General features: G+C 31.6%; 8 protein-coding genes. 6 read left to right on the top strand and 2 right to left on the bottom strand.

Annotation, left to right across the window (positions count from 1 at the left end; translation table 11 throughout):
• Positions 1-421: 421 nt before the first annotated feature.
• The 6 genes from sov to accD are packed head-to-tail and all read left to right on the top strand — an operon-like array spanning position 422 to position 11,303.
• Entirely contained in the window at positions 422-7,072 is a 6,651-nt protein-coding gene (gene sov / locus VJY32_RS07340; protein WP_353677258.1) for a T9SS outer membrane translocon Sov/SprA, read from the top strand.
• Positions 7,073-7,098: 26 nt separating this feature from the next.
• The gene (gene porX, locus VJY32_RS07335) at positions 7,099-8,670 is read left to right on the top strand and encodes a T9SS response regulator signal transducer PorX (protein WP_353677257.1); all 1,572 of its coding nucleotides are present in this window, start codon (positions 7,099-7,101) and stop codon (positions 8,668-8,670) included.
• Entirely contained in the window at positions 8,670-9,095 is a 426-nt protein-coding gene (gene tsaE, locus VJY32_RS07330; protein ID WP_353677256.1) for a tRNA (adenosine(37)-N6)-threonylcarbamoyltransferase complex ATPase subunit type 1 TsaE, read from the top strand. Before porX ends, tsaE begins: the two co-directional genes overlap by 1 nt.
• The gene (tsaB, locus tag VJY32_RS07325) at positions 9,092-9,748 is read left to right on the top strand and encodes a tRNA (adenosine(37)-N6)-threonylcarbamoyltransferase complex dimerization subunit type 1 TsaB (RefSeq protein WP_353677255.1); all 657 of its coding nucleotides are present in this window, start codon (positions 9,092-9,094) and stop codon (positions 9,746-9,748) included. Before tsaE ends, tsaB begins: the two co-directional genes overlap by 4 nt.
• Positions 9,745-10,464 carry a DUF1573 domain-containing protein gene (locus tag VJY32_RS07320; protein ID WP_353677254.1) on the top strand — a complete coding sequence of 240 codons (720 nt, stop codon included), beginning with the start codon at positions 9,745-9,747 and terminating at the stop codon, positions 10,462-10,464. The genes tsaB and VJY32_RS07320 overlap by 4 nt, the downstream gene beginning before the upstream one ends.
• On the top strand, positions 10,464-11,303 hold the full coding sequence (gene accD, locus VJY32_RS07315) for an acetyl-CoA carboxylase, carboxyltransferase subunit beta (RefSeq protein WP_353677253.1): 840 nt from the start codon (positions 10,464-10,466) through the stop codon (positions 11,301-11,303). Before VJY32_RS07320 ends, accD begins: the two co-directional genes overlap by 1 nt.
• A gap of 101 nt (positions 11,304-11,404) precedes the next feature.
• Here the strand turns inward: accD and VJY32_RS07310 are convergent, their stop codons facing one another.
• Together VJY32_RS07310 and VJY32_RS07305 are read right to left on the bottom strand one after the other, a co-directional pair.
• Positions 11,405-12,559, bottom strand: coding sequence for a cysteine desulfurase family protein (locus VJY32_RS07310; protein ID WP_353677252.1), 1,155 nt, complete (start codon positions 12,557-12,559; stop codon positions 11,405-11,407).
• A gap of 9 nt (positions 12,560-12,568) precedes the next feature.
• Positions 12,569-13,336 carry a biotin--[acetyl-CoA-carboxylase] ligase gene (locus VJY32_RS07305; protein ID WP_353677251.1) on the bottom strand — a complete coding sequence of 256 codons (768 nt, stop codon included), beginning with the start codon at positions 13,334-13,336 and terminating at the stop codon, positions 12,569-12,571.
• Positions 13,337-13,473: the final 137 nt, after the last annotated feature.

The raw sequence follows: 13,473 nt of genomic DNA, 5'->3' as shown, positions 1-13,473 counted from the left end.
ACAATTTTGATAATTGATATTTCCTGAATTTTTTTATTAAATTTGAGTCCAATAATTCAAGGAGGATTTATAACTTTCTTTCTACCATTATTGTAAATAATTAGAAGGTTCTGCTATCTCTTCCGCAAATAAAAATATTTTAAGTTTCTGGATAAAAGTTTTATTCATCCCGATATTTCTATTCAGTGTAATAGTCTTTTTTGGATTTACCAGTCAATCCAGACAAAAAACCGATTTAATTTTATTTGATGCTTGCTTCAATTTTGTTAGTTCTTCAAATCCTGAATTTGATAAGCCTTCAAAACCACAAAAAGAACTTTTTAATCAATATCTTGCATATCTTAATTCACAGCTGATTATACCGGATACAACAGATAATAAAGAAAAACCCTTACTTGGAAAAGATACTGTTCATGTAAAAATGTCAAGATCAGATTCGATTAAGTTTAAGGCTAAGCAGGATTCAATTAAAAGAATTGATTCACTTGCAGCAGATTCAACTGCAAGGTTAAAATATTTTCGTGCATTTAGAGAAGACTATTATGTTGTTCCATTCAGACCTAAAAGACAATCTCCATTTTTTGTTTATCCATCAACTGCCACTTTAAATCGAATTGTGCAACTTGATTCAACGGGTACTAAAGTAATTATTAAAGAGAAAATTGGCGGGCAGGAAGCAAAAATATTTCTTGAAATGCCACTCGAAGAGTATATTAAATTACGTCTCGAAGCAATTACAAGAGATAACTGGGAACAGCTTGGTTATCAATACAAATTAAAAGATACAAAAAAAGATTTGAGTCAATTAATAACAGACATTACTAATATTGAAATTCCGCTTCCAAGTAAATCCTTGTTCAGTATTTTTGGTCCACCAAAAATAAATATAAAAATAGCTGGTGCAGTTGATATTCATGGTGCTTGGCGTAATGAAACAACAGAAGGTATCACAACCTCTGCACTTGGAAATACAAGAAATGAACCCGATTTTAAACAGCAGGTGCAAATTAATCTTAATGGTACAATTGGAGATAAACTTAATCTTTCAGCAGACTGGAATACAGAAAGGACATTTCAATATGAAAATCAATTAAAGATAAAATACACAGGTTATGAAGATGAAATAATTCAAAGTATAGAAGCAGGGAATGTTTCTTTGCAATCTTCTCCACTTGTTGGTGGCAGCGAAGCATTATTCGGAATTAAAGCTCAAATGCAAATGGGTCCATTTAAGTTGACTGCTTTAGCTTCTCAAAAGAAAGGCGAGGTTCAGGAAGTTTCTGTAACAGGTGGAGCAAAAACTCAACAGTTCCAAATTCATGCTTATGATTATTCACCTAATCATTTTTTTATAAATGATGTTTATGCTGACCCAAGACTTAATGTGTTTAATGATTATTACGGAAATTCAATCCCAATTGTTCACGATTCAATTCGAGTGAAAGATATTGAAGTTTGGAAAACTATTACGGGCCTTGTAAACCCAAATGAACGTAAAGGAAATGCTTATATAGATTTGCCAAGAAGAACAAAAAATCAACGTTATGACAATCTAAGGAATACAAACGAACAGACTGTTCCAGGTGTTAAAGAGATTGATAGACGCTGGATTATGCTTCAGCAGGATGTTGATTATGTAATTCATAAGGAAACTGGTTTTATAAGTTTTAAAACACAAATTCAAGATCAAGATGCAATTGCAGTAGCATATAGAATTGAAGGTCCTACTTCTTCGCCGGATGATGATATTTATTATGGTGAATTTATTCAAGATGTTGCTGCAGATTCAAGTGCAAGAATTGTATTGAAACTTGTCAAACCTCCAAATCTTCAACCTCAATTCAAAAAAGCATGGAAACTTCAGCTTAGAAATATTTATCCGATTGGTGGAAGAGATGTAAAAGAAGAAGGATTTACACTTGATATTAAATATCAATTTGAAGGTGGTGAACCTCAAAGTGATTATAATGGAATAAAATTAATTCAAGCTTTTGGTCTGGATAAAACAGATAAAAGTGGAACTGGAGGCCCAGATGGTGCATTCGATTTCTTTCCTGGTAGAACAATTTTTCCTCAAACAGGTGAAATTGTTTTTCCTGTGCTTGAACCATTTGGCAAAAATTTCCCTACGGGTTCAAACGGTTTGCCTGATACATTAAGATATCAAGCTGTTTACGACACAACTGTAACTTTTGCAAAACAAGACCGTGCGAAAGATAAATTTTTAATTACAGGTGAATATTCTGCTGCAGTTACTTCTTCTTACAGTATTGGTTTTAATGTTGTAGAAAATTCTGTCAAAGTAATTTTGAACGGAAATCAACTTCGCGAAGGAGTTGATTATACTGTAGATTATAATATTGGTCAGGTTATTATTCGAAAACCAGAGGCACTTGTTCCAGGTGCTGATTTAAGAATTACTTATGAACAAAATGATTTATTTCAGCTTGCATCTAAAACTTTGGTAGGATTAAGAGGTCTTTATGAATTTAACCGCGAAACTACACTCGGATTTTCATTCTTTAATTTGAATCAGCAAACACTTAGCGACAAAGTTCGAATTGGCGAAGAACCTTTGAATAATTCAATGTTTGGAATTGATTTTAAATCAAATATGAATTTGCCATTCATAACAAAAGCTCTTGATAAAGTAATTTCAACAAGTGCAGCTTCAACTTTTAATATTAATGCTGAATATGCTTACATGAGTCCAGACCCAAATACCAAGAAAAGTACAATCGAAAGTGATGAAGGAAAAAGCATTGCTTATATTGACGATTTTGAAGGTGCAAAAAGAACTATTCCACTTGGTATGCAATATGGTTCATGGAAAGATATAAGTGTGCCAGATGATATCCCTTATCTTGAAGGAATGAGTGAACTGCAAAAAATGAATTACAAAGCAAAAGCTTATTGGTTTAATAGACTTCCTTCTGATGTTACAATTAGAGATCTTTATGGTGACAGAAAACAAGCTCCACCTGATCAAAATCTGATTACAGCATTAGACCTTGTCTATTTGCCTGATAAACCAGGTTATTATAACTGGTACCCAGATTTGAGCGATACACGCAAAAACTGGGCTGGTATAATGAAAGTACTTTCTTCTACAGCAAATAATCTTGTTGAAGAAAATATTCAATTCATAGAATTCTGGATGAAAATAGAGAACGCACCACCTGATTTGAAATTAAATATTGATTTAGGACAAATTAGTGAAGATGTGATTCCAAATGGCAGACTTGATACTGAAGACAAAAATTTTAACGACCTTGTTGACCAAGGTGAAGATACTGGAATGGATGGATTAAAAGATAGTGAAGAACCTAATTATGACCCGGTGAACAATCCTGACCCAAGTCTTGATAATTATGCTTTCCAATTAACTGCAAATGCAGATTATTCAAAAATTAACGGGACAGAAGGAAACGCAGTTTCAATTGATTTAGGAAGACTGCCAGACACTGAGGATTTGAATCATAATTTTACTCTCGATAAAGTGAATAGTTATTTTCGCTATGTAGTTCCAATAGATACAAATAAACAGATTAATCCATTTGTTCAAGGTGGGGGCAGTAATTCAGGATGGTATTTATTCAGAGTTCCATTAAAAGATTTTAAAGAAAAAGTAGGGGACCCAAGTTTTTCTGTTGTTGAATTTATTCGATTCTGGATTTCAGGTTCAAATAAACCTGTTCACTTAAGATTCGCTGAAATGAATCTTGTTGGAAATCAATGGCAAAAAGTTCTTGACCCTCCAAACAGTAATAAACTCAGAAAAGTTACAGTTGACGATACTGTGCTTACAGTTTCAGTTGTAAATGTTGAGGATAATCCTGAATATCATTCACCACCAGGAGTTCATCGAGAAAGAGATAGAAGTCAGCCAGATTATCAAATTTATAAGAATGAACAATCTCTTGAACTTATTATTAAAGGATTGGAAGATGGAGATAAACGAGAAGTTGTTCGTTATCTTTATAAACCTCTTGATGTTTTTAATTATAAACAGATGAAATTATTTATTCATACAGATGAAAATGTTTTCCCTGGTAATGTATCGTATTACAAAGATATTAATGATTATGCAGCTGAAGTATATATCAGATTTGGTTCAGATACATCTAACTTTTATGAATATCGTCAACCATTAAGGCCAAGTGAAAAAATTTCTGATAAAAATTGGAACGAAGTGAAAATTGTTTTCTCGGAACTTACTGCAATTAAGCAAAGAAGAGATTCATCTCACTATAAAGAATTATACACAGTTCCTGTCGAAGGGAAAGAAGGGCATACTTATGGAATAAGAGGAAATCCAACTTTAACAAGAATTACATTTTTTACAATTGGAATTATTAATCCATCGAACAAAGGAACACCAGGAGAAAAAATTTCTGGAACTGTTTGGATAAATGAATTGCGTGTACTTGAGGCTGACGATACACCCGGATGGGCTTATAGCGCCAGCGGTTCTCTTGCTCTTGCTGATTTGATGCGTGTTAATTTTAATGTCAACCAATCTAATCCGTATTTCCATAAATTGAATGATAGATTTGGGACACGAGAAGATAGATTAAATTGGGGTGTGTCTGTTGACATGGATTTGTTGAAATTAATTCCAATAAATCTTGCTGGAAGTAATTTAAGAATTTCATACTCACGTAATGAACAAACAATAAATCCATTATTCAAACCCGGAACAGATATAAAAGTTGTAGAAGCCCAAAATCAATTAAGAAAATATTTGACAGAAAAAAATCTTGACCCTGCAGTAATTGAAGATTCAGTTAAAAGTATAAAAAGAGAATCTCAAACTGTAAATCTTTCTGAAACATGGGCACTTTCTAATATTCGAATAAAAGTTCCTACAGATAAATGGTACATACGAGATCTTATAAATAATTTAACTTTTGGATTTAATTATAACAAAACTTCTGGCCGTTCTCCTATTATTTTACAAAGTAATGGTTGGGTATGGAATGCAAGTGCAAGTTATTCAGTAAATTTAAGCAGAGATTTATTTATTAAACCTGTTGATATACCTCTGATTGGAGATGTAGTGGGTATCTTTAATGATTATAAAGATGTTAGAATTTATTTTCTGCCACAAATGTTTAATGCTTCTGTCAGTGCAACAAGGAGAAGGAGCTTTACACAAAATAGGACACTCGCCAATAAACCAAATATTCAAAGAGATTTTACTGCATCAAGAAGTGCAGGATTTAACTGGAATATTACTGAAGGCGGTTTGTTAAATCTTTCTCTTGCATATAATTTTGATGTTCAATCAACTCTTACTCATTTATGGGTTGTAAATGAGGTTGAAAGACCTGAAAGCGAAATCTGGCATGACATATTCAGTAAAAATCTTTTTGGAAGAGATTTTAATTATAGACAAAACTTAGATTTTCGACTTAATCCAAAACTTCCATCAATCTGGGATTTAAATAGGTATATAAATGTTAATTTTTCTTATGGAGTTGCATATTCATGGCAAAATAATTTTCAACAGGCAGAACTTGGAAGAAGTGCAGGTTATTCAAATAGAATTTCGAGCGGTGTAACTTTTCGTATCAAATCAATTTTTGCACCTTTATTTCAAGAAGCTCCGAAAACTCAAACTCCTGTACAACCTCAACAGCGAATTGAAGGTGGAAGAGGAGGAAGAAGAAGTCAGCGTCCTACAAATGTTGATGAAAAAATTCAAACTCAACAAACTAAAATTAATGACAGCACGAATGTAACCGATACAACATTACAATCAAAAAAACAGCTTACTGAATTTAGTGCAACTGAAGAGGATACAGTAACAGGTCCAAGCAATATTCAAATTGCATTGCAGTATTTAAAGTTAGGAATTAAATGGCTCTTTTTTGATTATGACCAGATTTCTATAAATTTTTCTCAATCGAGCAGTTACACTGGCGGTGGCTTAATTGGTGAAGGAACTGGGTTCAATAATTTCTGGGGTTTCAAACAATCACCATTAAAAGGCCCATCAAGATTATTTATGCTTGGTCTATCGAATGATATTGGTCCACGTGCACCTAATGGAAATATATCTGATAATTATTCTCATAAAAATGATATTGATTTAAAAACATCTCGGCCACTCTGGGAAGGTGCACAACTTGATATATTCTGGAAAGTTGGCTGGGGAGTTAATAAATCAATAACATTCAGAACAGACTCACTTGGGAATATTTATTCAACTACACTGAATTCAACAGGAACAATAGACCGTTCCTTCTTAACATTTCCACCTACTTTAATTTTTTCTTTTTTTGGGAATGGCATTAAAAAAGTAAGTGAACTTTATGATAAACGTTCTCCCAATCCAAATCAAAATCTTTCTGATGCTTTTGTAAAAGGATTTGAAACAACATCATTCTTATCAAAAATTCCTATTCTTTCTAAATTTGCTAAATATATTCCAAGACCCAACTGGAATTTTTCATGGTCTGGCCTTGAGAAATATGAAATTTTCTCATTTGCAAAAAGAGTTTCTTTGAGTCATACTTATACTTCAACTTATAGTGAAGGCTGGAAAATTAATCCTGATGGATTGCAGGAAGTCCAGAGTCAGAGAATTGATTATGCATTTTCTCCATTGCTTGGATTGACTTTTCAATTTGATAATTTATTTGGTGGTTCTTTCCAGAGTACAGTTCGTTATACTGCAAGAACTTCTTATAGCTTGAGTGCATCAACAAGAAATATTACTGAAAGCTTATCTCGAGATATAAATATTTCAGCAAGTTATTCCAAAAGTGGTTTTGAATTGCCCATGTTTGGAATTTCATTGAAGAATGATATTGAAATTTCATTTTCTTATACAAATGGTAAAACATCGAGTGTTATTTATGATATGGAAAATTTTAAAGATGATGGAACTCCTCAAGATGGGAAAACAAATATTACTATTGAACCAAAAATTAGATATGTTATGAGTTCACGAGTAACAATGTCAATTTTCTATAGAAGAACAACTATTCAACCACAGGGAGCTTCGAGAATTCCACCTACTACTACGAATGAAGCTGGTGTTGATGTTCATATTGCTATTCAGTAAAATTAATCATCAATAATTTGGAAGCTATGAAAAAAAATAAAATTCTCTGGGTAGATGACGAAATTGAACTTCTTCGTTCTCATATAATTTTTTTGAATGAAAAAGGCTATGAAGTTGATACTGTAACTAACGGCGAAGATGCTATTGACCAGGTTAAAAACAATCAATATGATTTAATTTTTCTTGATGAAATGATGCCCGGTCTGGGTGGTTTAGAAACATTAGCTCAAATCAAGGAAATTAATCCTGATATTCCTGTTGTAATGATTACTAAAAGCGAAGAAGAATCTTTAATGCACGACGCAATTGGAAGTAAGATAAGTGATTATCTCATAAAACCGATTGTCCCATCTCAAGTTTTAATGGTTTGTAAGAAAATTTTAGAAAGTAAAAAAATCTCAAGTGAATATGTTGCAAAAGATTATTTGAGTGATTTCAATGAGATTTCAAGAAGATTAATTATGAACCCAGATTATTCGGACTGGATTGAAATTTATCAAAAACTTGTTTACTGGGATATGGAATTTGATATTCATCCAGAAGTTGATTTTCGTCAAACATTAATTGACCAAAAACGAGAATGTAATCAAGAATTTTCAAAATATGTTGAACATGAATATAAAAACTGGATTGATAATCTAAACAGCGAAGACAATCCTACTTTAACAGTATCGGTTCTTAATAAATATGTTCTGCCTCATCTTGTTAATGCTCAAGGTCCAATTTTTCTATTTGTAATTGATTGTTTGAGATTAGACCAATGGCTTGTTATGGAAAAGCATCTTAAGGATTTATTCAATATTAAAAAAGATTATTACATTTCAATTCTGCCGACTGCTACTCCATATGCTCGCAATGCATTATTTGCAGGTTTATTCCCTTCAGAGATTGAAAAATATTATCCGGATTTGTGGAGTTCCGTTCCTGATGATGATGAAAACAGCATGAATAAATATGAAAAAGAATTGTTACAATTATTGTTAGATAGAAAAAGAATAAAACTTAGAAACGATTTGAAGTACATAAAAATTATTGACCCTGATGTAGGGCGTTCATTTGAACAAAATGTTTTGTCTTTTCAGAATAATCATTTTATGGCAATAGTTGTAAATTTTCTTGATATGATTGCTCATGGCAGGTCTGATTCCCAGATTCTAAAAGAAATAGCTCCTGATGAATCTGCATACCGGTCTTTAACGAACAGCTGGTTTCAACATTCATATCTTCTTAATTCTTTTAGATTAATTTCAAGAATTCCTAAAGCAAAAATTATTGTTACAACAGACCATGGCAGTATTAGAACATTAAGAGGCGCAAAAGTTTTAGGTGACCGCGAAGCTTCAACTAATCTTAGATTTAAATTTGGCAGAAATCTAAAAGTAGATGACAAACATGCACTTTATATTAAAAATCCTCAAGAATATAAACTTCCAAGACGCGGTGTGGCAATAAGTTATATTATTGCTAAAGAAGATTATTATTTTGTCTATCCTACAGATTACCATAAATATTTGAGTTATTACAAAGATAGTTTTCAACATGGTGGAATTTCGATGGAAGAAATGATTTTACCAGTCGTAACTTTAGAGAGTAAATAATGATTAATATCCCTGATGAAATTTTGGTAAAATCAGTAATTGAGACCGAAAATTTATCAAAGTCTCTATGTGAAATTTTTAAAGAAGGTGATGTAATTGCATTAAATGGAGAACTTGGTTCAGGCAAAACTTTTTTTGTTAAATCATTTTGTGAAAATTTAGGGATTAAAAATGTCTCAAGTCCAAGTTTTGCAATTGTAAATGAATACAACGGACAGAAAAAAATTTATCATTTTGATTTTTATAGAATTAAAAAAATTACAGAACTATACGACTTAGGTTTTGAAGATTACCTAAAAGAAAATGCTATAATATTTATTGAGTGGGCAAATTTATGGAAAGAAATTTTGCCAGAACATTATTATGAAATGAATTTTAAATTTATTGATGAAAATTCACGATTAATCTCGATTAGAAAAATATGACAAATAACTTACCCATACTTGCAATAGAAACATCAGGAGATTTATGCAGCGTAGCTGTAATGCTAAATGATAAATATTATGTCGAATCTAATATTAAAGGAAAGCATATTCACTCAGAAAAAATTTTTGACATGATAGATTATGTTGTGAAAAGTTCAAAAATAGAATTGAGTGATTTTAATCAAATAGCAGTATCAATTGGACCGGGTTCTTTTACTGGATTAAGAATTGGTTTATCGGCAGCAAAAGGGCTGGCACTGGGAAGTAATTTACCTATTGTTCCCGTTCCAACATTTGAAGTAATGGCACTTGAAATTTCAGAAAAAATGGCAGAAGGCAAAAAATTTGCAATATTAAAATCAGCAAGCATTAATGATTTTTATTATGCTGTCTATGAAACAGAAAAAAATGGATATAAAAAGATTGAAGATGTATCTTTAATTCACAAAAATGAATTAAATAAAAAAATAACAGAATTTGATATTATATTTGCAGATAAAGATATTTCGCCTGAGATAAAAATTATCTCTGGACCACATGCGATTTATGTAGCTTTATGGTCATATTTGTATGGGAAAGAATTATTAACTTATAATTACGATTATTTAGAACCATTTTATTTAAAACAATTTATTGCGAAGGTGAAAAAATGAAAAGAATAATTTTATTATTACTAATTTTTACAACATTAATTTTAGCACAGGATAAAGAACCAAAAATATTTTCACCTGAACCCAATTATAATTTTAAAGAAGTTCTTGAAGGACAAACAGTTGAACATGAATACGAAATTATTAATCAAGGTAATGCTGATTTAATCATTAATGATGTTAAAGCATCATGTGGCTGCACTGCAGTTCAACCTCAAAAGAAAATTTTGAAGCCCGGAGAAAGAACAAAAATTAAGATAGAATTTGATTCTCGCGGAAGGATTGGTCCACAAAAAAAATATGTATATGTGTTTTCAAATGACCCAAAAACACCTCAATACAGATTATCTTTTGATGTAGTTGTAGTTGAAAAGCTTTTTCGTTCAAATGATGGGAATAATCCCAAATTAGTTTTAAACAGTTATCAATATAATTTTGGCGAAGTTGATGAAGGTAAAGTTGTAGAAGCTAAAATTGAATTTAAGAATGAAGGGAAAGGTGTTCTTGAAATTAATGATATTAAAACAACATGTGGCTGCACAGCTGTAATGTTGAGCAGCAAAAAACTTCAACCCGGAGAAAAGGGAACTATAGGAATAAATTTAGACACATCAAATAGAATTGGCCAGTTTGTGCGAACTGTAGCAATTTATTCGAATGACCCTGAACAACCTGTTCATGTAATAACTTTATCTGCAACAATAAAGAAGAGAAAATAATGGCATGGTTTAAAAGAAAAAAAGAAAATATTTCACCTGATAGCAAAAAATCTGAATTGCCTGATGGGCAATGGTCAAAATGTGAAGATTGTGGTGAAATAATTCATAATAAACAACTTGAAGTGAACATCTGGACTTGTCCAAAGTGTGGATATCACTTTAGAATTGGTAGTGAACAATACATTTCCTTGATACTGGATAAAGGTTCTTTCAAAGAACATGATAAGAAAATGCGTTCTGCCGACCCGCTGCAATTTGAAGATACAAAAAAATATACTGAGCGAATTGAATCCACTATAAAGAAAACAGGATTATATGATGCAGTTAGAACTGGAGTCGGAAAAATTGATGGGAAGAAAGTTGCATTTGCATGTATGGATTTTAATTTTATTGGTGGAAGTATGGGCGCAGTTGTCGGAGAAAAAATTGCTCGTATAATTGATGTGGCTTATGAAGAAAAAATTCCTTTGATTATTATCAGTCAAAGCGGCGGGGCAAGAATGATGGAAGGAGCTTATTCATTAATGCAGATGGCAAAAACAAGTTCGCGTCTTGCTCGTCTTGCGGATGCTAAAATTCCATACATTTCTGTGCTAACTGACCCTACAACAGGTGGAGTTACAGCAAGTTTTGCAATGCTGGGAGATCTTATTATTGCTGAACCAAAAGCATTAATTGGATTTGCAGGACCAAGAGTAATCAAACAAACAATAGGAAAAGATTTACCAGAAGGATTTCAGAAATCTGAATTTTTACTTGATAATGGTTTTATTGATTTTATTGTACCCAGAAAGCAACTGAAAGAAAAATTATCATTAATGATTGATTATTTAACTTGATTAAAATTTTAGTTGAACACAGAAAACACAGATTAGACAGATGACCACAAGATTAATATCTGTGTAAATCATGTTTTATCAGTGTTATCTGTGTTCTTATTTTATTTCCGAAATTTTTCGATCATTTTCTTCAAAATCTCTAATGCATACTCAACTTCTTTAAATGTATTTTGCGATCCGAAGGAAAAACGGATTGTCCCTGCAGCATCTTCTAATTTATACCCTGAATTGATAATTACGTGAGAAGGTTTTAAAGTTCCAGAAGTACATGCAGCTCCATTTGAAGCTGCAATTCCATTTATATCAAGAAACATTAGCATTGCTTCTGCTTCATTTCTATATTTTTCAGAAAGAAAAGTAATACTCAAAATATAGGGGAATGCATCTTCTCCACCATTAATTTTTATGAAATCCTTATCTAATATTTTTATGCCTTTTACAAATTCATCACGAAGTTTTTTTACATGCTCATAATTTTTTACCATTTCTGCTTTTGCAATTTTAACAGCCTCGGCGAGCCCAACAATTCCTGCTACATTTTCAGTACCACCTCTTCGATTTCTTTCCTGTGAACCGCCAAAAATTAGCGGTGATATTGGTGTACCGCTTCTTACATAAGCAAAACCTGTCCCTTTTGGACCATTTATTTTATGAGCTGAGGCGCTAAGTGCATCAATTCCTAATTCATTAACATCAATTTTAATCTTTCCAAAACTTTGAACAGCATCTGTATGAAAATAAATTTTTTTTCTTTTTGTAATTGAACTTAATTCTTCTATTGGATTAATACTGCCGGTTTCATTATTGATATGTATTACTGATGTTAAAGCACAATTTTCATTTATTTTATTTTCAAAATCACTCAAAATAATTTTTGAATTTTTGTCGATATCAATTAATTGAAGTTCAAAACCGTATTTCGTTAATTCATAACAAGTATCCAAAACGCTGTGGTGTTCTCCTTTTGTTGTTATAATTTTATTTTTTCTTGATTCTGAAAATTCAGTTTTAGTAATGCCTGTTATAATAAAATTATTTGCCTCTGTTCCTCCGCTCGTAAAATAAATTTCACCCGGTTTGGCATTGATGAACTCTGCAATTACTTCTCGTGCTTCTTCAATTGCAACTCTTGTTTTTCTTCCATATGAATGAATAGAAGATGGATTACCAAAAAATTCTGTAACGTAAGGTTTCATCTTTTCAAAAACTTGAGGATTAAGAGGCGTTGTAGCAGCATTATCAAAATAAACTTTCATAATAACTTTCTATCTTAAACTGACATCCCCATAATTAATTTTTTCTATTGTATCGCCAGCCTTTAAAATTAAAAATCCATTTTCATCAATATCGTCAAATATTCCGACTTTAATCTTATCGTCAAAAACAACCTTAACTTTTTCTCCAATCATTTTGCATCGATTACGCCAGTCATTTAATATTTTATTAGGGTCATCTTTAACAAGTTGTAAGATACTTTCAAAATTATTGAGAACTTCGCTTAATAATTTTTCTCTGCTGACTATCGACTTAAATTCTTTTCTTACAGATGTTGGTTGAATATCATATTTCCCGGGAAAGTTTGGTTGATTCACATTAATTCCAATTCCAATTACTAATTTGTTAATCTTATTTCCTTTTGATGTAGATTCGAGTAAAATTCCTGCAATTTTTTTCTTATTAACTAAAACATCATTAGGCCATTTAAGTTCAACATCAAATTGATATAAATTTTCTAAAGATTGAGCAACAGAAAGGCTGCTGCCAAGATTAATTAAATTGACTTTTTTTTCTTTGAAATCTCCCTTCAATAAAATGGAGAATGTTAAATTTTGTCCAGCATTACTTACCCATGTGCGATTTTTTCGTCCTCTTCCCTTGCTCTGATATTCAGCAAGCAAAACAGTACCATCTCGATTAAAATCTTTATTAGTTAGCAATGCGGTGTTAGTTGAATCAACTTCATCGCAATAAATAAAATTGCGGCCTATAAATTCAGTATCGAGTTTAATATCAAATTCTTCGATGTTAAACAATTTTACCTCCGACTACTTATTTGTTAAAATTGACATATGTTTCTGTCAAAAATTAATTTTTAGCAGGAAAATACAGAAACATCTGACAAATTTTCAAATTTACTGATTAATTATAAAATTCTTATAACATATTGTAA

Origin of the sequence: Rosettibacter primus (assembly GCF_036860675.1) — a bacterium.
GTDB classification, from domain to species: domain Bacteria; phylum Bacteroidota; class Ignavibacteria; order Ignavibacteriales; family Melioribacteraceae; genus Rosettibacter; species Rosettibacter primus.
The sequence above is the reverse complement of the archived record's forward strand: the minus strand, read 5'-3'. Positions and strand labels throughout refer to the sequence as shown.

Bases quoted from the DNA above. Each gene is read 5' to 3' on its own strand.
- sov (WP_353677258.1), top strand. From the start codon at position 422: ATGTCAAGATCAGATTCGATTAAGTTTAAGGCTAAGCAGGATTCAATT.
- porX (WP_353677257.1), top strand. From the start codon at position 7,099: ATGAAAAAAAATAAAATTCTCTGGGTAGATGACGAAATTGAACTTCTT.
- tsaE (WP_353677256.1), top strand. From the start codon at position 8,670: ATGATTAATATCCCTGATGAAATTTTGGTAAAATCAGTAATTGAGACC.
- tsaB (WP_353677255.1), top strand. From the start codon at position 9,092: ATGACAAATAACTTACCCATACTTGCAATAGAAACATCAGGAGATTTA.
- VJY32_RS07320 (WP_353677254.1), top strand. From the start codon at position 9,745: ATGAAAAGAATAATTTTATTATTACTAATTTTTACAACATTAATTTTA.
- accD (WP_353677253.1), top strand. From the start codon at position 10,464: ATGGCATGGTTTAAAAGAAAAAAAGAAAATATTTCACCTGATAGCAAA.
- VJY32_RS07310 (WP_353677252.1), bottom strand. From the start codon at position 12,559: ATGAAAGTTTATTTTGATAATGCTGCTACAACGCCTCTTAATCCTCAA.